The 21462-nt window shown below is 50.1% G+C and carries 16 protein-coding genes; 15 read left to right on the top strand and 1 reads right to left on the bottom strand.

The features are described from left to right. Nucleotides 1-3: 3 nt before the first annotated feature. Nucleotides 4-630, top strand: a complete 627-nt coding sequence (locus C7B82_RS01655) for a CBS domain-containing protein (protein WP_106254577.1) — start codon at nt 4-6, stop codon at nt 628-630. An 81-nt stretch (nt 631-711) separates the two neighbouring features. Next, complete coding sequence (locus C7B82_RS01650) at nt 712-2163, top strand: Ni/Fe hydrogenase subunit alpha (protein ID WP_106254576.1); 1452 nt, start codon at nt 712-714, stop codon at nt 2161-2163. A 67-nt stretch (nt 2164-2230) separates the two neighbouring features. On the opposite strand, the gene C7B82_RS01645 is transcribed toward C7B82_RS01650, so the two are convergent. Beyond that, nucleotides 2231-4942, bottom strand: a complete 2712-nt coding sequence (locus C7B82_RS01645; protein ID WP_146141021.1) for a hypothetical protein — start codon at nt 4940-4942, stop codon at nt 2231-2233. A 655-nt stretch (nt 4943-5597) separates the two neighbouring features. Between C7B82_RS01645 and C7B82_RS01640 the strand changes: the two genes are divergently transcribed. The 13 genes from C7B82_RS01640 to C7B82_RS01580 all read left to right on the top strand — a co-directional run bounded on the left by C7B82_RS01640 (nt 5598) and on the right by C7B82_RS01580 (nt 21110). Beyond that, entirely contained in the window at nt 5598-5963 is a 366-nt protein-coding gene (locus C7B82_RS01640) for a DUF4342 domain-containing protein (RefSeq protein ID WP_106254574.1), read from the top strand. A 7-nt stretch (nt 5964-5970) separates the two neighbouring features. After that, nucleotides 5971-6474 carry a hydrogenase maturation protease gene (locus C7B82_RS01635; RefSeq protein WP_106254573.1) on the top strand — a complete coding sequence of 168 codons (504 nt, stop codon included), beginning with the start codon at nt 5971-5973 and terminating at the stop codon, nt 6472-6474. After that, complete coding sequence (hypA, locus tag C7B82_RS01630; protein ID WP_106254572.1) at nt 6456-6797, top strand: hydrogenase maturation nickel metallochaperone HypA; 342 nt, start codon at nt 6456-6458, stop codon at nt 6795-6797. The genes C7B82_RS01635 and hypA overlap by 19 nt, the downstream gene beginning before the upstream one ends. Before the next feature lie 9 nt (nt 6798-6806). Then, nucleotides 6807-9617 carry a bifunctional acetate--CoA ligase family protein/GNAT family N-acetyltransferase gene (locus C7B82_RS01625; protein ID WP_106254571.1) on the top strand — a complete coding sequence of 937 codons (2811 nt, stop codon included), beginning with the start codon at nt 6807-6809 and terminating at the stop codon, nt 9615-9617. Next, entirely contained in the window at nt 9614-11977 is a 2364-nt protein-coding gene (gene hypF / locus C7B82_RS01620; protein WP_106254570.1) for a carbamoyltransferase HypF, read from the top strand. The genes C7B82_RS01625 and hypF overlap by 4 nt, the downstream gene beginning before the upstream one ends. After that, nucleotides 11968-12198 carry a HypC/HybG/HupF family hydrogenase formation chaperone gene (locus C7B82_RS01615; RefSeq protein ID WP_106254569.1) on the top strand — a complete coding sequence of 77 codons (231 nt, stop codon included), beginning with the start codon at nt 11968-11970 and terminating at the stop codon, nt 12196-12198. Before hypF ends, C7B82_RS01615 begins: the two co-directional genes overlap by 10 nt. Nucleotides 12199-12209: 11 nt before the next feature. Continuing rightward, on the top strand, nt 12210-12848 hold the full coding sequence (gene pdxH / locus C7B82_RS01610; protein WP_106254568.1) for a pyridoxamine 5'-phosphate oxidase: 639 nt from the start codon (nt 12210-12212) through the stop codon (nt 12846-12848). 211 nt (nt 12849-13059) lie between these two features. Continuing rightward, nucleotides 13060-13635 (top strand): coiled-coil domain-containing protein, encoded by a 576-nt coding sequence (locus C7B82_RS01605; protein WP_106254567.1) that lies wholly within the window; start codon nt 13060-13062, stop codon nt 13633-13635. Between the two features lie 253 nt (nt 13636-13888). Continuing rightward, nucleotides 13889-17500, top strand: a complete 3612-nt coding sequence (gene nifJ, locus C7B82_RS01600) for a pyruvate:ferredoxin (flavodoxin) oxidoreductase (RefSeq protein WP_106254566.1) — start codon at nt 13889-13891, stop codon at nt 17498-17500. 17 nt (nt 17501-17517) lie between these two features. After that, nucleotides 17518-18537 carry a dihydroorotate dehydrogenase-like protein gene (locus tag C7B82_RS01595; RefSeq protein ID WP_106254565.1) on the top strand — a complete coding sequence of 340 codons (1020 nt, stop codon included), beginning with the start codon at nt 17518-17520 and terminating at the stop codon, nt 18535-18537. Next, nucleotides 18521-19606 carry a hydrogenase formation protein HypD gene (gene hypD / locus C7B82_RS01590; RefSeq protein ID WP_106254564.1) on the top strand — a complete coding sequence of 362 codons (1086 nt, stop codon included), beginning with the start codon at nt 18521-18523 and terminating at the stop codon, nt 19604-19606. The genes C7B82_RS01595 and hypD overlap by 17 nt, the downstream gene beginning before the upstream one ends. A 12-nt stretch (nt 19607-19618) precedes the next feature. Beyond that, nucleotides 19619-20698, top strand: a complete 1080-nt coding sequence (gene hypE / locus C7B82_RS01585; protein ID WP_106254563.1) for a hydrogenase expression/formation protein HypE — start codon at nt 19619-19621, stop codon at nt 20696-20698. A 151-nt stretch (nt 20699-20849) separates the two neighbouring features. Next, a complete protein-coding gene (locus tag C7B82_RS01580; RefSeq protein ID WP_106254562.1) occupies nt 20850-21110 on the top strand; it encodes a hypothetical protein in 261 nt (86 codons plus the stop codon). Nucleotides 21111-21462: the final 352 nt, after the last annotated feature.

Genomic DNA, 21462 nt, shown 5'->3' with positions numbered 1-21462 from the left:
CCGATGATCAAAGCATCTGACATTATGACCAAAGACGTTGCCACGATTCGTAGCTCGGCAACGGTAGCTGAGGCAATCAAACTGATGCAAGAACGGGGTTGGCGGGGGTTGATCGTAGACCGACGCCACGAGCAGGATGCTTACGGCATCATTACCGAAACCGATATTGTCTACAAAGTGATTGCCTTTGGCAAAGATCCAAACCAAATGCGAGTCCATGAAATCATGACCAAACCTTGCATCACCGTTAATCCCGACCTGGGTCTGGAATACATTGCACGCTTGTTTGCCGATCATGGTCTGGTGAGAGCACCCGTGATTCAGGGCACATTGCTGGGCATTATTTCGCTCGCTGACATTCTGGCCCAGCGCACCTTGATCGAACAACCTCAGTCCGTTGTCTGGGAACAAGATATCCAGACCGCTACACGGCAAGCCCGATCGATCTGCGCGGAAGCTGGAGTCACGTCACAGGCATGTTTAGCGGCCTGGAATGCGGTCGATGAAATACAATCTGAGGCAGCCCATCAGCAAGCAAAAAAGCTGCTAAAGACTGCGTTTGAAGAATACTGTGAGGAATTTCCTGAAACAATGCGATCGCGAATGCTTGATAACTTTTGCAGTGGATGAGCAACGACTAATGACTAACGACCAATGAGCAACGACCAATGACTAACGACCAATGATTAACGACCAATCACCCCCAAAACGATGTCTCAGCGAATTGTGATTGATCCGGTAACACGGATTGAAGGACACGCCAAAATTACGATTTACCTGGATGATTCTGGCCAGGTGACGGATGCCCGCTTCCATGTCACAGAATTTCGCGGGTTTGAGAAATTTTGCGAGGGGCGACCGCTGTGGGAAATGCCGGGAATTACAGCCCGGATTTGCGGCATTTGTCCGGTGAGTCACTTACTGGCATCGGCAAAAGCAGGCGATCTCATTCTGGCGGTCACCATTCCCCCCGCAGCCGTCAAGTTACGGCGCTTAATGAACCTGGCGCAGATCATCCAGTCCCATGCCCTCAGTTTTTTCCATCTCAGTGCCCCCGATCTATTGCTGGGCATGGATAGCGATCCGCAAACACGCAATGTCTTTGGACTGATGGCGGCAGCGCCCGAACTCGCACGGGGCGGCATCCGTCTGCGTCAATTTGGACAGGAAATCATTGAACAATTGGGCGGACGCAAAATTCATCCCTCTTGGGCAGTTCCCGGCGGGGTGCGATCGCCCTTGTCTGAGGAGGGACGCAATCACATCCGCGATCGCCTTCCTGAAGCCCGCACCACTGCCCTGAATGCGCTGGGTCAATTTAAGCAAGTGCTCCAGACCCACGAACGGGAAGCCCAGACCTTTGGCAACTTTCCTTCCCTGTTTATGGGCTTGGTGACCCCTGACGGACTGTGGGAGCATTACGACGGCTACCTGCGCTTTGTTGATAGTGCTGGGAATATTGTGGCCGATCGCCTCGACCCTAGCCGCTATCAGGAATTCATTGGCGAAGCGGTTGAACCTGATTCCTACTTAAAATCCCCTTATTACAAACCGTTGGGCTATCCCGACCAGAATGATCATTGCCGATTAGACAGCGGTATCTATCGCGTTGGCCCCCTGGCACGGCTGAATGTCTGTACCCAGATTGGTACACCCCTCGCTGATCAGGAATTGCGAGAATTTCGCGATCGCGGCAATGGCACCGTCACCGCATCCTTCTTTTACCACTACGCCCGCTTGATTGAGATTTTGGGGGCGATCGAGAAAATTGAACAAACAATGGATGATCCAGACCTATTCTCGACTCACCTAAGAGCCGATGCAGGTATCAATCAACGGTCAGGCGTTGGAGTCAGCGAAGCCCCACGCGGTACTTTATTTCATCACTATCAAGTAGACGAAAACGGGTTAATGAAAAAGGTGAATTTAATCATCGCCACCGGGCAAAACAATCTGGCCATGAACCGCACGGTCGCTCAAATTGCGCGTCACTTCATCCACGGTGCCGATATTCCAGAAGGGATGCTGAATCGCGTGGAAGCTGGCATTCGGGCCTTTGACCCTTGCCTAAGCTGTTCCACCCACGCTGCGGGGCAAATGCCGCTCCATGTTCAACTCGTTGGCGCAGATGGTACTCTGCTCAACGAAACTTGGCGGGATTAGCGATCGATCGCTATCCTTTGGAAAATATTCTGTTTGTACGGTCGTTGCTGGGTTATTGTATGACCGATCATTTATTGCTGTTGCGGACTAAACCAGAGAAACCGGCAACCCAAAGTGTCGTTAGCACCCAACCTGAGATAATGTGCAACCAGAAATAATATCGCAGTAACGCTCCCCATTTGATGTGAAAGAATGGATTTTCAACTCCTTTGGTCGCATTCGGTAGCCAGTAAGTTTTGAGCCGTAGATCAACTATTGGCAGAAAGACATCAAGGGAATAGATGATTGGGTTGAATTTTGGATGGTTAGGACAGGCTTGATCAACTTGCTGAAGGGTAGGCGGTTTGCAGTCTTTATCGGTGGCAGAAATTAGTCCATGCTGGTATCCCACGTTAAACAGAAAAGAACCAGCAACAACTACAACTAAGCCCCAAATCAATGCCCACTCAGGATGATACCCGTAGGCGATCGTGTAACCCAGGAATCGCTTCCACCCCTTGCTAAACCAGTGCAGGTTGCCACGTTGGAGCAAGTCATTTTCTCTCCCGATTAGTACCTTAACGGCTTCATCCCCCTCGCCAACCGAGCGGAGGACTTTGGCAAGCTGTTCGTAAGGTTGGGATGAAAAGAGTGCTTTGGGCTGAAGCCGTAACCACGTGAGATGCCGTTCACAGTTTTGCAATGGTTTTGTTCCAAGCACCTCATACGCAAGACCATTCAGTGCCAGATTTCCTGAAAGAGGCAAGCTGTTTTCAGCGTGTTCAAAGGTCTGAACTTGAGCGAATCGAAGATCGAGAGCCATGCCTTGGGGTGCTCTTATCCTAGCGATCTCCAAGGTTTTACCAACCCTTGCTCCGTACAAGCTAATTAGCCCCTCTACCTTGAAATCCTTCAGAGAAACATTTCCTTTAACATCTATGGCATCAGCCAGTAATGCAACGATGCTTTCCGCCCTTTTTACCATGAAACGATTAAGATCCTGGACAACAAAGAACTCTAATGCAGAGACGCTTTTAGCCCTGGCTGTCATAAGGTGCTTCAAAACCAAAATAAGAAAAACCCCTAATGAAGGCTTTACAGCTTCTTCGGGTGCCTTATTTTGCTTTACCGGAAGTAGGTTCAGCCAAAACTTTACAGCTTTTCTAGATAACTTATTTTGTAGTACCCGATCTATTTTTAGGCAAAGGCATAGAATCGCAGTCACTTGCTCGTCTTCAAGTATTCTGCCAGAGCAATTGAGGTCACCCCCGATCGTGGCACCGAATAAGCTGACTTTCCCGATTGCCTGAAAGTTATCACTTAAGAAGACACCACCCGTAACCTTGGCATTTTGTGCAACCAAAGCAGCTTTGCCTTCATTAGTGAATTTCCCTCCAGAGCAGTCGAGGTCACCCCCAATCGTGGCACCGAATAAGCTGACTCTCCCAATTGCCTGAAAGTTATCACTTAAGAAGACACCACCCGTAACCTTGGCATTTTGTGCAACCAAAGCAGCTTTGCCTTCATTAGTGAATTTCCCTCCAGAGCAGTCGAGGTCACCCCCAATCGTGGCACCGAATAAGCTGACTCTCCCAATTGCCTGAAAGTTATCACTTAAGAAGACACCACCCGTAACCTTGGCATTTTGTGCAACCAAAGCAGCTTTGCCTTCATTAGTGAATTTCCCTCCAGAGCAGTCGAGGTCACCCCCAATCGTGGCACCGAATAAGTTGACTTTCCCAATTGCCTGAAAGCCTTTGTCCAGGTAGATATAGCCTTTAATGTTGGCGTCTATTGCAACCAGTGCAAACTTGTCTTCGTCTTCATTAGTGAATTTCCCTCCAGAGCAGTTGAGATCACCCCCAATGTTGGCACCGAATAAGCTGACTCTCCCGATTGCCTGAAAGTTATCATTTAAGGAGACGTCACCTGTAACCTTAGCATTCTGTGCAACCAGTGCATCGTTTCCTTCATTGGTGAATTTGCCCTGGGAGCAGTTGAGATCTCTCCCCATTGTGGCATCGACTAAACTGACCATCCCAACTGCCTGAAAGCCTTTGCTCAACCAGACAGCACCCATAATCTTGGTGCCCAGTAAAACCAGTGCACTCTTGTCCTGATTGGTGAATTTTCCCTTGGAGCAGTTGAGGTCACCCCCAATCGTGGCACCGCGTAAATTGACCTCCCCCACTGCCTGAAAGTTATCATTTAAGGAGACGTCACCCGTAACCTTGGCGCTCTGTGCAACCAGCGCATCGTTTCCTTCATTAGTGAATTTCCCCCCAGAGCAGTTGAGGTCACCCCCAATCGTGGCACTGAGTAAGATCACGCTCCCGATTGCCTCAAAGCCATTGCACAGGTAGACATCAACCGTAACCTTGGCGCTCTGTGCAACCAGCGCATCGTTTCCTTCATTGGTGAATTTGCCCTGGGAGCAATCGAGGACACCCCCAATTGTTGCATTGACTAAACTGACCATCCCCACGGCTTCAAAGCCGTCGCTAAGCCAAACAGAACCCGTAATCTTGGCGCTCTGTGCAAACAGTGCATCGTTTCCTTCATTTATGAATTTGCCCTGGGAGCAGTCAAGGTGACCCCCAATGGTGGCACCGCGTAAAATAACCATTCCCACTGCCTGAAAGCCATCACTAAGGCTGACAGGGCCTGTTACACTGATCTCTCTGGCGTTGATTGAAGTGGAAATTGGTGGTTTAGCAGGAGAGACGAGCAGTTTACTCGAGGCAATGCGTGTACCACTTAAATCAAGGTTTCTGAGCTTGGTTTGTTGAAGCTGAAGCACCTCAGTAAAGTAGCACTGGAAGCAGCACAGCGGCACATTAACCTCTGAAAAACTAAGGTTCAATGAGCCTTCAATCTTTGCCCCTGAAATGTCTATACCTCGGGGAAGACAGAGTTTCCAGACTTCTGGCTCGATACAGAGCCAACGAATGCGATCGGCTCTTAGAGTCCGATCCACCCCCCAATTCAAAGCCTGATCAAGATTGTTGTGCTCCTCAGATGACGTGCGGTAGTCAGCAGGTCTACCCTTTGCAATGGCACGAAAGAGCGTGTACTCAGAATCAGCTAGCTCACTAAATGCTTCCTGTGCCAAAGTGAACAGCTTTTTCTCAGCACCATTCAACTCACCAAACTTTTCACAAGCTAGTTCTAGTAGCTTTGGCTCTGGGTTTTCGTTCATAGCCTTATTCTTTACTCGTGGCATAATAGGATAATAGAGCCTTTAATCGCTCAGCTTGCAAAAGATGTACTGATTTTATGAAACATTCAATCGCAGGCTGAAGTGATATTTCTGAAGTATTAGCACGCTCGCATTTCATCGCGCGGTTGATCGCCCTTCCCCAACACTCCAGAGTAGCAACCCCAACCTGTCCTCATAAGTTCCTCACAGTTTAGTTCTATCGTCAGGATATCTACAGTCTGAAGAGGTACAGCATATGAGTCAGGATACCGAGGCGAAGCCAGAAGCCACGATCGAGCCAGATCGTGTGGTGGATGTCAATACCAATGCGGTCGCTGCTGAACCAAGAGAGAAGACAGCAGCCGATGAGAACGTCAAAACTGAAGAATTTCGGATTCAGGGCGATGAACTCGTCGCCAAGGTCAAAACCTTGATTCATGAAGGGAATATTCGCCGAATTATTCTGAAAAATGAGACAGGTCATACCTTGATTGAGATCCCCTTGACCGTGGGCGTTGTGGGGAGTGTTTTGAGTGCAGCGTTGTTCCCAGTGTTGGCAGCGGTGGGTGCGATCGGGGCTGTGGTGGCACACCTCACCTTAGCAATCGAGAAGCGAGAGTAACTATCTAATGGATTGCCACTTAGCCGCTACACTCAAAAGCCTGCGCCGATCGATCCTAGTGATTGGTTACGGCAGTCCGTTACGCAGTGATGATGGTGTTGGACAGCAGATTGCCAAAGCGATCGCAGCTTGGGGAATGCCCAATGTGAAGGCGATCGCTGTTCACCAACTGACCCCCGAATTGGTTGAATTTCTGGCAAAGGTTGATATCGCCATTTTTATTGATGCCTATCCTGCCACCGCAGACCAGGAGATCCAAGTTCGCCCACTGGAGCCTGCTGAGTCTGGCATCACATCAGGACATTGGTGTGAACCGCAGGTGTTGCTGGCAATGACGCAGGCGCTCTATAGCAAACATCCCCAAGCGTGGTGGATGATGGTGCCGGGGGTAAATTTTGAGTTGGGAGATTGCTTTTCTGCGGTTGCAAACCAGGGCATAGAAGCAGCATTGCAGGAAGTTGAACAGTTAATAAAATCAGCGAGGACAGAATTATGCATGAAGTTGGGATGATGCAAAGTATTTTAGAGCGGGCTGTAGAGCGTGCTAAACAGGAAGGCGCTCACCATATTGACGGAGTGCATATGCGGGTGGGGGCTAGTTCTGGAGTTGTACCCGACTCTTTGGAATTTGCGTTTGAAGTTGCGAAGAAAGGCACGATCGCAGAGGATGCTCGACTCCAAACAGAACTTGTTCCCGTGGTGTGTTACTGTGCCAATTGCAATCTTGAGTTCCAACCCACGGATTTACTCTATGAGTGTCCTGAGTGTCACCAGCCCAATTGTGAGGTCAAACAAGGGCAAGAATTTGAATTGGCTTTTCTAGATGTGTCGTGAGGAGACGTGATGCCAGAAGCGTTTAGGTCAGCGACAGACAAAGCCTATGATGTCTTACGGACTGAGCATCAACCCCTGAAAGCCATCTTTACGCCCAAAAGCGTTGCGGTGATTGGTGCCACCGATCGAGTGGGAAGCGTGGGGCGAACGGTTCTGTGGAACTTGATCAGCCACTCCTTTGGTGGCACCGTATTTCCAGTCAATCCAAAACGGCATAGTGTGCTGGGAATTAAGGCGTATCCGACGATCGCCACTGTGCCAGAACCCGTTGACCTGGTGATCGTCGTCTTACCTGCGCCCAGCGTTCCCGATGTCATTGATGAATGTGTAGAGGCTGGAGTCAAAGGTGCCATTATTATCTCGGCTGGCTTTAAGGAATCAGGGCAGGCGGGTGCCGCCTTAGAAGCGCAAATCCTGGAGCGGGCACGTCGCGGCAACCTGCGCATCATTGGTCCGAATTGTTTGGGCGTGATGAATCCGCTCACGGGTCTGAATGCCACCTTTGCCGGAGCCATGGCGCGTCCTGGAAATGTGGGGTTTATTAGCCAAAGTGGGGCGCTGTGTACGGCTATCCTGGACTGGAGTCTACAAGAAAATGTGGGCTTTAGTGCGTTTGTGTCCGTGGGTTCCATGCTGGATGTGGGCTGGGGCGATTTGATTGACTATTTGGGAGACGACCCGCACACGCACAGCATTGTGCTTTACATGGAGGCGATCGCCGATGCGCGATCGTTTCTCTCCGCAGCAAGGGAAGTGGCGCTCACCAAACCAATTATTGTGATCAAGGCCGGTCGCACGGCAGCAGCAGCAAAAGCGGCAACCTCCCATACGGGCGCTCTGGCAGGCAGCGATGTGGTGCTGGATGCGGCCTTTAATCGCTGTGGGGTGCTGCGAGTCGATACCATTTCTGACTTGTTTGATATGGCAGAAGTGTTGGCCAAACAACGCCGCCCCCAAGGTCCCTGCCTGACCATTCTGACCAACGCGGGTGGCCCCGGTGTGCTGGCCACCGATGCGCTGATCGCCACTGGTGGTGAACTGGCGGAATTATCGGAGAGGGCGATCGCGAACCTGAATCAACTTCTGCCCGCGCATTGGAGCCATGGCAACCCGATCGATATTCTCGGTGACGCCGATCCCCAGCGCTATGCCAGCGCATTGGACATTGCCGCTCAAGATCCCAACAGCGATGGCTTGTTGATGATTCTCACGCCTCAAGCCATGACCGACCCAACGCAAACGGCTGAACAATTGAAAGCGTACGTGGAAGATCGTTCAGAAGCGACGCAGACCGCGTCTTCAAAACCCAAACCCATCTTGGCCAGTTGGATGGGCGGAGCCGATGTTGCAGCCGGGGAAGCCATGCTCAATCAAGCTGGCATTCCCACCTATGCCTATCCCGACACCGCAGCGCGGGTATTCAGCTACATGTGGCGCTATAGCTACAACCTGCGCGGACTCTACGAAACGCCAACGCTCGCTGAAAATGCTGATACCGAGAGCATCGATCGCCCCTTGGTCGAAACCATCATCCAAACCGCCCGTCAAGCTGGTCGCACCCTTTTGACCGAGGTCGAATCCAAACAAATTCTCAAAGCCTATGGCCTGCCAGTCGTTGAAACCGGTGTCGCCAAGACCGAAGAGGATGCCGTACAGTGTGCAGGCGCGATCGGCTATCCCGTTGTCCTGAAACTGCTCTCCCAAACCATTACCCATAAATCCGATGTCGGTGGCGTGCAGCTAAACCTAGTCGATGCCGCTGCCGTCAAAAAAGCCTACCGCACCATCGCCGCCTCCGTTGCTGCCCTTTCTCCCCACCCTCCCTTTCTCCCCGACCCTCCCACTCCCTTCCTCGGCGTCACCGTCCAACCCATGATCAAACTCGACGGCTATGAACTGATCATCGGTAGCAGTTTGGATAGCCAGTTTGGCCCCGTGGTGTTGTTTGGCTCCGGTGGACAACTCGTAGAAGTCTTTGAAGACCGGGCGATCGCCCTGCCTCCCTTAAACACTACACTGGCACGACGAATGATGGCACAAACCCACATCTACCGTGCACTCAAAGGTGTGCGCGGACGCCCCCCGATCGATTTAGCAGCCTTAGAGCAATTGCTCGTGCGCTTCAGTCAACTGGTGGTGGAACAACGTTGGATCAAAGAGATTGACCTGAATCCCTTGTTAGCCAGAAGCCAGGAGTCGTCTCCCTTCCTTGCGCTAGATGCGCGAATCGTTTTACATGAGCCGGATGTTCACCTAAACGAGTTACCCAAGCTGGCTATCCGTCCTTATCCATCGCAATACCTTTCCGCCTGGACGCTGAAGAATGGAACCTCCATCACCATTCGTCCCATCCGTCCCGAAGATGAGCCACTCATGGTTCAGCTTCACAAAACGCTGTCGGAGCAAAGTGTTTATTTCCGCTACTTTCACTTAATCAAGCTGAGTCAACGCACGGCTCACGATCGCCTGACCCGCCTCTGCTTCATTGATTACGATCGCGAGATGGCACTGGTAGCCGACTACAAACATCCCGATACAGGAGCCCATGAAATGCTCGCCGTGGCGCGGCTCAGTCAATTGCATGGCACCCGCGAAGCCGAATTTGCGCTGTTAGTGAGCGATCGCTACCAATGCCAGGGGTTAGGGACAGAGTTGCTGAAACGCTTGCTGCAAGTGGGTCGAGACGAGCAGCTAGAGTATATTCATGCCGAAATTTTGGCTGATAATTCTGCGATGCAGCGAGTTTGTGAAAAGTTAGGTTTTAGCCTGCAATTGATCGAAGCAGACATCATGAAAGCAACGATAGAAGTAAACCAATGAACGTGGCCTTTCAACAACGGTTGCAGATTGTGATTCAAGGAGCTGTTCAAGGGGTCGGTTTTCGTCCTTTTATTTATCGCTTAGCAACTGAGCTAGGTCTGGTGGGTTGGGTGAACAATTCGGCTCAGGGCGTTGTGATTGAAGTAGAAGGATCGCGATCTCAACTTGATACCTTTCTGCTCCGACTTGACCAGGAAAAGCCACCGCGATCGCACATTCAAAGTTTAGAAGCCTCCTGTCTGAATCCAGTCGGCTATGCTGCCTTTGAAATTCGAGCCAGTGTTGTCGGGGAGAAAACAGCCATCGTTTTACCTGACCTTTCGACCTGCCCTGATTGCCTTCAGGAGATCTTTGACCCCACCAATCGCCGCTATCGCTACCCCTTTACGAACTGCACAAACTGCGGTCCCCGCTTCAGCATCCTTGAGGCGCTCCCCTACGATCGCCCCAACACGACGATGCAACGCTTCAAGCTTTGTCAGCATTGTCAGACAGAATATGAAAACCCTCTCGATCGCCGCTTTCATGCCCAGCCAAATGCCTGCCCCCACTGCGGGCCTCATCTAGAATTGTGGAGCCAGACCAGCGAACTGCTGGCATCCGATGACAACGCATTGAACATGGCAGCAGATGCCATTCGCCAGGGCAAGATTGTGGCGATTAAAGGCATCGGGGGCTTTCATTTATGCGTCGATGCCCGCAACGAAAAAGCGGTTCAGCGCTTGCGTCAGGCAAAGCACCGGGAAGCGAAACCCTTTGCCCTGATGTACCCTTCAATGGCATCCATCAAGGCTCACTGTGAAGTCTCTGAGTTGGAAGCACAATTGTTGCGATCGCCCGCCGCCCCCATCGTTCTGCTCCACAAATTATCCGCTTCATCCGTTACTCCATCCGTTGCCCCCAACAATCCCTCTCTGGGCATCATGCTCCCCTACACGCCTTTGCATCACTTGCTGATGGCTGACTTAGGATTTCCCGTTGTTACAACCAGTGGCAATTGTGTTGATGAACCCATTTGCACCAATGAGCACGAAGCGATTCAACGTTTAGAAACTATCGCCGATCGATTTCTCGTTCATAACCGCGAGATCGCCCGTCCCGTTGATGATTCCATTGTCCGAGTGCTCATGGGACAAGAAACCGTGTTACGTCGAGCACGGGGCTACGCTCCATTGCCAATTCGGATCAGGAGTCATACCCCCCCACCCCCTCACTCCCCCACCCCCCATCTCCTAGCCGTTGGAGCGCATTTGAAAAATACGATCGCGTTCTCCATCGATCAGCAAGTCTTCGTCAGTCAGCATCTTGGTGATTTAGACACGGTTCCAGCCTTTGAAGCCTTTCAGCAAGCGATCGCCAGCTTTCAACAGATCTATGACCTGCAACCCACTGCGATCGCCTGTGATTTACATCCCGATTACCGCTCGACTCAGTTCGCCCATCAACTGGCTTGTCAATTACAGATTCCAGTGATACCGGTTCAACATCACTATGCCCATGTGCTTTCCTGCATGGCGGAGCATCAGCTTGAGGGTTCCGCTTTAGGCATTGCCTGGGATGGCACTGGCTATGGCTCCGATGGCACAATCTGGGGCGGCGAATTTTTGCATATTACCGATAGGAACTTTCAGCGGGTCGCCCACCTACGACCATTTCGTCTGCCTGGAGGAGACAAGGCTGTGAGAGAACCGAGGCGATCTGCCATGGGGGTATTGTATGAGTTGTTTGGCGATGCGATGTTTGAGATGCCAACGCTTGGGCCTTTACAAACATTCTTGCCTCAAGAACTGAAGCTGATCAAAACAATGTTGAGCAATCAAATCAACTGTCCCATGACCTCCAGTGTGGGACGGTTGTTTGATGCGATCGCTTCAATCATCGGATTGCATCACCAGACTCAATTTGAAGGGCAAGCCGCAATGGCATTGGAGTTTGCGATCGAGGCGTTAGAAACCAATGAATCCTATCCCTTTTCGTTGCCCAGATCTCCGACTTCTTTAAAGAAGTCGGAGATCTTAAATCTGGAGCCAGTCATCATTGATTGGGAACCCATGGTACGGAATATTTTAATGGACAGTAGCGCTGGTGCATCGAGCAGCAGTATTGCAGCGAAGTTTCACAATACACTCGTGGAGATGATCGTGGAAATGGCAAAGCGAGTTGGCGAAGAACCAATCGTTCTCACGGGCGGCTGTTTTCAAAATCGCTATCTAACCGAACGCACCATTCAACGACTCAGAGCAGAAGGATTTCGACCTTACTGGCAGCAACGCATTCCACCCAATGATGGCGGCATTGCGCTGGGTCAAATCATGGCAGCGTTACGGGAACTTTCAGGAGGAAAAGAGCCATGTGTTTAGCAGTTCCAGGAAAAATCATCAGTATCAATGACCAGGACGATCCCTTGATGCGGACTGGCAGAGTGAGCTTTGGTGGCGTGATTAAAGAGGTTAGTCTCGCCTATGTTCCTGAAGCAAAGGTAAACGATTACGCGATCGTCCATGTTGGCTTTGCCCTCAGTATTCTTGACCCTCAAGCAGCAGAACAAACGTTGAGCGATTTACATCAAATTCAGACCTGAATCTTACAACGATGGATATCCATACCTTACGAACAGACTATACTCAAGCCGCGCTAGGACGAAAGGATTTACAGGACGATCCCTTTAAGCAGTTTGAACTCTGGTTTCAGCAGGCTTGTCATGCAGAGTTGCAAGAACCGAACGCGATGGTTTTGGCGACAGCTTCTACTCAAGGAGAACCCTTGGTTCGTACTGTACTTCTGAAATATTTTGACAGCGATGGCTTTGTGTTTTTCACAAATTATGAAAGCCGGAAGGCTCATCATATCAGCGAAAATCCACAGGTTTCACTGCTGTTTCTTTGGCTCCCGCTACAGCGCCAGGTGCAAATCACGGGCACCGCTGCCAAAATCTCGACCGCCGAATCGCTCAAATATTTTGCCACTCGCCCTCATGGTAGCCAATTGGGAGCCTGGTGTTCGCCGCAGAGTTCAATCATCTCATCCCGTCAGATGCTATTGATGGAATTTGAGCAGATGAAGCAGAAGTTCCTCAATCACGAAATTCCCTTACCCTCGCTTTGGGGTGGCTATCGGGTTGTTCCCAAGAATTTTGAATTTTGGCAAGGGCGTTCTAACCGATTGCACGATCGCTTTGTATATATTCGCCAAGATGATACCGATTGGGAGATTCAGAGGTTAGCTCCTTGAGGTTTAAAAAGAATCAATCTTCCTCACAGACTCCTCACAATTCAGATCTACACTGAAAACTAGCTTCCAGACCTATGAATTGGCGTTGTCTTAGACCATTACTGGCTCATGCCTGTGAATGAAGGTCTGAGTGAAACACAGTTCCTCAAGAAACAAAATAAAGTTGATCAATTAGTAGCAATAGATGATTACTTAATAGAGGGTTCGTCTCATGAATAGCAATTTTTATCCGAATTTAAAGAGAAGTTTGAGTGTTAATCCTTGGATCTTGATTATTGTATGTTTATTACCTATCGGTATCGGCTCGATATACTTCATCCAAGAGCATCGATACCAAACTGAGAAGACAGAGAAAGTAGCTCTTCAGGAGGAACTTTCAAAAGCTAAGAATAGTCTTCAAAATATCCAAAATCAAATCAGTAAAGATAGTGCCCAAATTGAGAGTGCTAACCAAGAGATTAAAAGTTTAAAGACTAGGCTAGAGAACTCTAGCAAAGAAACTCAAGAGTTGAGAAACAAGCTTACATCTGTCGATAAGACTGCGAAGGCTCTTAGCACTCAGATTAGCACTCAGAAATCAGCATTTACACAATGTATGACACAGGTAGGAAATATTGTAGAAACAACAAGACCACTCTATCAAAAAATACAGGAGTATGGTCTGAGTAGGAAAACGTTGTCAATGTTTCCTCAGGGTCTAACAGCTTTAGGTAAATTCACTGAACTGCATGCTGTGTGGGAAGGTAAAGCATGCAAAGAATCTCAGCAACTTTCCTCAAATCAATAGAGTTGTTGGGTAATAAGCCGAAAAATCCTTGAAACCCAATCCCAATAAGCATTTCAGCGATTTTTAGTCAAAATCCTTGAAACTCAGTCTGCAAGGGCATTTCAGCGATTTTTATCGTTATATCCCAACAACTCTAATGAGTGAATTCAGAGACTTGCGCCTTAAGGTTTGGAGCGATCGCGCTACCCTCACAAGTTCCTCAAACTTTTTGCCTAACCTCAAGGTGAGAGCAAATAATTGGGATTCTATGGGTATGGCAAATTCTAGGGAGAGAACCTTTGCAACCATTGATGGGAACGAAGCTGTCGCTCAAGTTTCCTATCAACTGAATGAAGTAATTGCCATCTATCCCATCACGCCTTCCACACCCATGGGCGAAGGGGCAGATGCTTGGGCTTCCGAAGGGAAACCCAACCTTTGGGGCACCATTCCTGCGGTTGTGGAGATGCAGAGTGAAGGCGGCGTGGCTGGAACCATCCACGGGGCCTTGCAAACGGGGGCGTTGACCACGACCTTCACGGCATCCCAGGGATTGCTGCTGATGATCCCCAATATGTATAAGATTGCGGGTGAACTGACGCCGACAGTGTTTCATGTGGCGGCGCGATCGCTGGCAGCCCAGGCACTTTCCATCTTTGGCGATCACAGTGATGTGATGGCGGCTCGTACCACGGGCTTTGCCATGCTTTGCTCTGCTTCTGTACAAGAAGCGCATGATTTTGCGCTGATTGCCCAAGCCGTCACACTGCAATCCAGAATCCCATTCCTACACTTTTTTGATGGGTTCCGCACGTCCCACGAAATTGCCAAAATTGAGTTACTCGATCAGGACACTTTACAAGCACTGATCGATGAAAATTTCATTCACGCTCACCGGGCACGCGCACTGTCGCCGGATCACCCCGTCTTGCGGGGCTCAGCCCAAAATCCCGATGTCTATTTTCAGGCGAGGGAAACCGTCAACTCCTACTATGCAGCCTGTCCAGACATCGTGCAAACGGTGATGGATCAGTTGAGCCAGTTAACGGGCAGATCTTACCGTCTGTTTGATTATCACGGCGCGACCGATGCCGAACGGGTGATTGTGCTGATGGGTTCAGGCTGCGAGGCAGTGCATGAAACCGTCGATTACCTGAATACTCATGGCGAAAAAGTCGGCGTGGTCAAAGTGCGGCTGTATCGTCCTTTTGATGTCAAACGATTTGTTGAAGCGTTACCTGAGAGTGTGAAAGCGATCGCCGTCCTCGATCGCACCAAAGAACCCGGCAGCACAGGCGAACCGTTATATCTGGATGTTGTCAATGCCATTCATGAAACCAATTCAAAATTCAAAATTCAAAATTCAAAACTCATTATTGGTGGGCGCTACGGGCTAGCTTCTAAAGAATTCACACCCGCAATGATCAAAGGCGTTTTCGACAATCTTGCTACAGCAGAACCCAAAAACGATTTCACAGTGGGAATCAACGATGATGTCACCCACACGAGTTTGGAGTATGACCCTGAATTTGCGATCGAGCCAGACAACGTCGTTCGCGCCATCTTTTATGGTCTCGGTTCAGATGGCACCGTTGGAGCCAACAAAAACTCAATCAAGATCATCGGAGAAGAAACCCAAAACTACGCGCAGGGATACTTTGTTTACGACTCCAAGAAATCGGGTTCTGTCACCATTTCTCACTTGCGGTTTGGCTCACAGCCGATTCGCTCACCCTATTTGATTCACCAAGCGAACTTCGTCGCCTGCCATCAACCGGGATTTCTCGAAAAGTTTGATATGCTCCAACACCTCATTGCAGGTGGAACCTTTTTGCTGAATACTCCCTACAACGCTGAAGAAATTTGGGAACATCTCCCCCAAACGATACAGCAGCAGATCATTGCTAAACACCTAAAGGTTTATATCATTAATGCCTCCAAGGTTGCCCGTGATTGCGGTATGGGTGGACACATCAATACTGTGATGCAGGTTTGCTTCTTTGCCGTATCTGGAGTTCTGGCTAAAGAAGAGGCGATCGCCCAGATCAAGCGTTCGATTCAAAAATCCTACAGTAAAAAAGGCAATGAAATCGTTCAAATGAACCTCAATGCCGTTGATCAAACCCTCGAAAACCTCCATGAAGTGGCAGTAATGGAGCAGTCAGGAGCCAGGAGTCAGGAGTCAGCAGTAAATCAGCCCACCCCATCACCCCTTGCAACCGCGCCAGTATTTGTCCGCGACGTATTAGGCAAAATGATCGCAGGCTGTGGCGACCAAATTCCGGTTAGCGCTTTACCAGTAGACGGCACCTATCCCACGGGCACAGCCAAATATGAGAAACGCAATATTACCCAGGAAATTCCAGTGTGGGATCCTGATGTTTGCATTCAGTGTGGCAAGTGCGTGATGGTCTGTCCTCACAGCGTGATTCGTAGCAAAGTTTATGACTCACAAGCATTGGAGAATGCACCAGAAACCTTTAAGCATGTGAATGCCAGAGATCACGATTGGCAGGGGTTGAAGTTTACGATTCAAGTTGCTTCAGAAGATTGCACAGGTTGTGGCATTTGTGTCGATGTTTGTCCTGCGAAGAACAAATCACAGCCGCGTTTGAAGGCGATTAACATGGCATCGCAGCCACCCTTACGGGAGGCAGAACGAAGCAATTGGGACTTTTTCTTGCATCTCCCCAATCCCGATCGCCCGTCACTGAATCTCCACAAAATCAGTCAGCAGCAGATGCAAGAGCCGCTGTTTGAGTTTTCGGGTGCTTGTGCGGGGTGTGGAGAGACGCCCTATCTTAAATTGGTGAGTCAGTTATTTGGCGATCGCGCCCTGATTGCCAACGCTACCGGCTGTTCTTCCATCTACGGTGGCAACTTGCCCACCACCCCCTGGACTCACAACGCTGACGGGCGCGGCCCCGCCTGGTCAAATTCCCTCTTTGAAGACAATGCCGAGTTTGGGCTGGGTTTTCGCGTCTCCATTGATAAACAAAGCGAATTTGCCAGCGAACTGCTCCGGCAATTAGCGCCTCAAGTGGGGGAAGCGTTAGTGGATGCGATTGTCAGTGCGATGCAGCAAGATGAAGCCGATATCTACGAACAACGTGAACGCATTGTCTTACTCAAAGAACGAATGCAAAAGCTCTTTGAGGAAACATCTGATCACAAGCTAAAAGCCATCATCCAAAATCTCACCCCCCTCGCCGATCTGTTTGTGAAAAAGAGCGTCTGGATCATTGGTGGGGATGGCTGGGCGTATGACATTGGGTTTGGCGGCTTGGATCACGTTTTGGCAAGCGGTCGGAACGTCAATGTGTTGGTGCTAGATACCGAAGTGTATTCCAACACGGGTGGGCAGATGTCCAAAGCGACGCCGCGTGGAGCGGTCGCCAAATTTGCAGCAGGCGGCAAAGCGGCTGCCAAGAAAGATCTGGGTCTGATTGCCATGACCTACGGGAATGTTTACGTTGCCAGTGTCGCCATGGGCGCCAGGGATGAGCATACGCTCAAAGCCTTCCTGGAAGCCGAGGCGTATGACGGGCCATCACTGATCATCGCCTATAGCCATTGCATTGCTCACGGGATTGACATGAGTACTGCCATGCAAAATCAAAAGGCAGCGGTCGATTCTGGGCGGTGGTTACTCTATCGCTATCATCCCGATCGCCGCCAGCAGGGAGAAAACCCGCTGCAATTAGATTCCCATGCTCCCAAGATTCCCCTTGAGCGATCGATGTATCTGGAAAATCGGTTCAAAATGTTGACGAAGACCAAACCAGAAGCCGCAAAACGCTTGTTAGAGGAAGCCCAACAGGATGTCAATGCTCGCTGGCAGATGTATCGCTATCTGGCAGCCCGACCCACCGAACCATCTCCATAAGAAAGGGAACCGTTACCATGGATTTAACCACAAACTATATGGGATTGGCGCTGCGATCGCCCCTGGTGCCCTCCGCCTCACCGTTGTCGGAAAACATTGACAATATTCAGCGCATGGAAGATGCAGGTGCGGCCGCTGTCGTCATGCACTCCCTCTTTGAAGAGCAGTTACGACTAGAACGCTACGAACTGCACCACCATTTGACCTACGGCACCGAAAGTTTTCCAGAAGCCCTGACCTATTTCCCGTCATTAAGTAACTTTCGGGTGGATGCCGAAACCTATCTGGAGCATATTCAAAGCGCCAAGGAGAAGGTCAATATTCCAATCATCGCGAGCTTGAATGGTTCCTCTGTGGGCGGATGGACACGTTACGCCAAGCAGATTCAGCAAGCGGGAGCCGATGCCCTGGAACTGAATGTGTATGACGTCCCAACGGACGCCACGTTGACCGGAGCCGCGATTGAGCAAACCTATCTCGACATTCTGCAATCGGTAAAAGCGGTGGTCACCATTCCGGTGGCGATCAAACTCAGTCCCTACTTCACCAACATGGCAAACATGGCGCAGCGGTTCGATCAGGCAGGAGCAGATGGACTGGTGTTGTTCAACCGCTTCTATCAGCCAGATATTAACCTGGAGACGTTGGAAGTGGAACCAAATGTATTGTTAAGCACTCCGCAAGCAATGCGGTTGCCATTGCGTTGGATTGCTATTCTCTACGGTCAGGTCAACGCCAGTTTAGCAGCTACTAGCGGCATTCACACCGGACAAGATGTGCTGAAAATGCTTATGGCAGGTACTCATATCACCATGCTTTGTTCGGTGCTATTGCGGCATGGCATTGACCAGATTCGCGTGATTGAACAAGCCATGCACGAGTGGATGGAGGAACATGAATACGAGTCAGTGCGGCAACTTCAAGGGAGCATGAGCCAACAGCATTGTCCGAATCCAAGCGCATTTGAACGGGTTCAATATGTGCGATCGCTCCAAACCTACCAACCTGAAGCATCCTACTATGAAGTTCGTCGATGAATACCGGGATGCAACCGCTGCACAACGCTATGCTACGGCGATCGCACAGATCACCACACGCCCTTGGGCAATCATGGAAATCTGCGGTGGACAGACCCATTCTATCGTCAAATTTGGCATTGATGAATTGTTGCCAAAAGAAATCACGTTGATTCACGGCCCCGGTTGTCCAGTGTGTGTCACGCCGATTGAGCTGATTGATCAGGCGATCGCGATCGCGCCCCTTCCCAAGGTCATTTTCTGTTCCTTTGGGGATATGCTGCGCGTGCCCGGTAGCCATACCGATTTACTCATCGTGAAAGCAAAGGGCGGCGATATTCGCATCGTGTATTCGCCCCTGGATGTCCTTAAAATTGCTCAGACGAACCCCACAAAACAAATCGTCTTCTTTGCCGTTGGGTTTGAAACCACTGCACCGGCAACAGCAATGCTGGTCTACCAAGCGCATCAACAAGGCATCCAAAATCTCTCTCTCTTGGTGTCCCATGTCCTCGTTCCCCCTGCTATGGAGACGATTCTGGCTGCACCCCATAACCAAGTCCAGGGGTTTTTAGCAGCGGGGCATGTTTGCACGGTGATGGGCTATACCGAGTATGACGCGATCGCCCAAACCTATCATGTTCCCATCGTCGTCACAGGCTTTGAACCCGTGGATATTCTACAGGGCGTCTATCTCTGTGTGAAGCAGCTAGAGGAAGGACGGGCAGAAGTCGAAAATCAATATGCGCGTTCCGTGCGTCAGTCGGGAAATCACATTGCCCAAAAACTGATGCGAGAAGTGTTTGCGATCGTGCCCCGTCAATGGCGTGGCATCGGTGAGATTGCTCAAAGCGGCTTAGGACTCCGCGATGCCTATGCGAACTTTGACGCCACGAAACACTTCAACCTGCCCACTCATACCGCAACAGAAGCCACCGAGTGCATCAGCGGCTTGATTCTACAGGGTGTCAAAAAGCCCCATGAGTGTTCCGCCTTTGGGACTCGTTGCACACCCGAGCATCCGCTCGGTGCACCTATGGTCTCTTCCGAAGGCACTTGTGCTGCTTATTATCGCTACCGCCAACAGTAATGGAAGGTTTGCATGAAGACGAATCAGAACGTTAGGCTGTCTTGCCCGATTCCCATTCAACAATATCCTCATGTTCTCATGGCGCATGGCGGCGGCGGCAAGCTGATGCATCAATTGATTGAGCAGATGTTTGTGCCAACATTCAGTAATCAAACTCTAAATGTCCGGCATGATGCAGCAGCCATTGTAATACATGGTCAAAACCTAGCATTCACAACAGACTCCTACGTGGTGCGTCCCCTCTTTTTTCCTGGTGGTGACATTGGTTCCCTCGCCGTGAACGGTACTGTGAACGATCTGGCCATGGCCGGAGCGCGTCCCCTTTATCTGAGTGCTGGCTTCATCCTGGAAGAAGGACTGCCCATGGAAACACTGTGGCAAGTCGTACAATCCATGCAGTCTGCGGCTCAAGCGGCAAACGTGCAGATCGTCACAGGAGACACGAAGGTTGTAGACCGAGGTAAAGGGGATGGTATTTTTATTAATACGGCTGGGATTGGCGTGATTGAATATCCTCAAAGCATTGCACCTCAAAGCGTTCAGCCGGGTGATGTTGTGCTCTTGAATGGCGATCTTGGACGACACGGCATGGCGATCATGGCCATTCGAGAGGGGTTAGAGTTTGAAACCACGATCGCAAGTGATTCGGCTCCCCTTGCTGAGGTAGTTCTGACACTTCTGGAAGCTGGAATTGAGCTTCACTGCTTGCGAGATTTAACCCGTGGTGGTTTGGCAAGTGCTTTAAATGAAATTGCGGAAGCCGCAGGTGTGGAAATTGCGATCGCGGAAGCCCAAATTCCCGTTCATGAAGAGGTTCAGGGTGCTTGTGAAATCCTTGGGTTTGATCCGCTGTATGTGGCAAATGAAGGACGATTCGTTGCGTTTGTGCCAGAAAAGGATGCAAAACGTGCCCTAGCAATCATGCGTTCTCATGCTTCTGTGAAAGCAACCTCAGACCAACCGACCAATCATCCTTGCGCCATTGGGACTGTCACAGGCAAAGCACCAGGCATTGTGAAAATGAAGAGTAAAATCGGTGCCCAACGTATTGTGGATATGCTGAGCGGTGAACAACTACCACGCATTTGCTGAATTGTCGCTATGTGGACCTGCTACACAAGCAACTGGTTGCGGGTTTTGCTCTCTGGATGAATTTGTCTGGAAGCCTCTATCTGCTTGAATTTCCATCGACTTAAGCTAAAGTGACTCCAGTCTTTTTAGCTTGACAAGAATTGGAGGAATCATGGCTGCATCTAAACCCTGGCAAGGGCTTCCCACGCATTTGACCTTGGAGCAGTTCGAGGAATTTGTCTTGCCCCACCTGCATACTGGCAGTCGTGGTTCGCAGCTGTCGAGTATCACAATTAATGTCACCGACTTACGCTATTTGTCGCGAAGCTCTGAAAGGCTGGGGAGCTTTAGCTTTAAGGCATTGTTTGATTCAAAGCACGTTCAGCCAATGTTGTCTGAAAGCATGTCTATCTTGCTGAACCACTGCGGCTAAATTGCCGTCACAGTAAACTTTTCGTTATCTGTGACAAATAGCGTGATATTTTCTGGAAGAAACCTACGACAAATAATGTGGTACAGCGAGGTTAGCGGATCTGTAGGAACTCAATCGGCTAAAAGTACTTCTAGACAAGAGATATAAGTCCCAAAGGTATGCGATAAACAGCGTGGCACAAACGACATTTATTGTGATACTCGACAGTATCATGGTCAAACAACCGATATTTTCTGCTTGCCCAAGTGGTTTAGCGTTGGCGTAGCCTCTCTGTAAGGAGATTTCTAGGAATGAATTTACCCGCTAGCAGGTTGAATAAGGATATCCCATTTTGGTAATTCTGGATTGCGTT

Source organism: Stenomitos frigidus ULC18, assembly GCF_003003795.1.
GTDB classification, from domain to species: domain Bacteria; phylum Cyanobacteriota; class Cyanobacteriia; order Leptolyngbyales; family Leptolyngbyaceae; genus Stenomitos; species Stenomitos frigidus_A.
The sequence above is the reverse complement of the archived record's forward strand: the minus strand, read 5'-3'. Positions and strand labels throughout refer to the sequence as shown.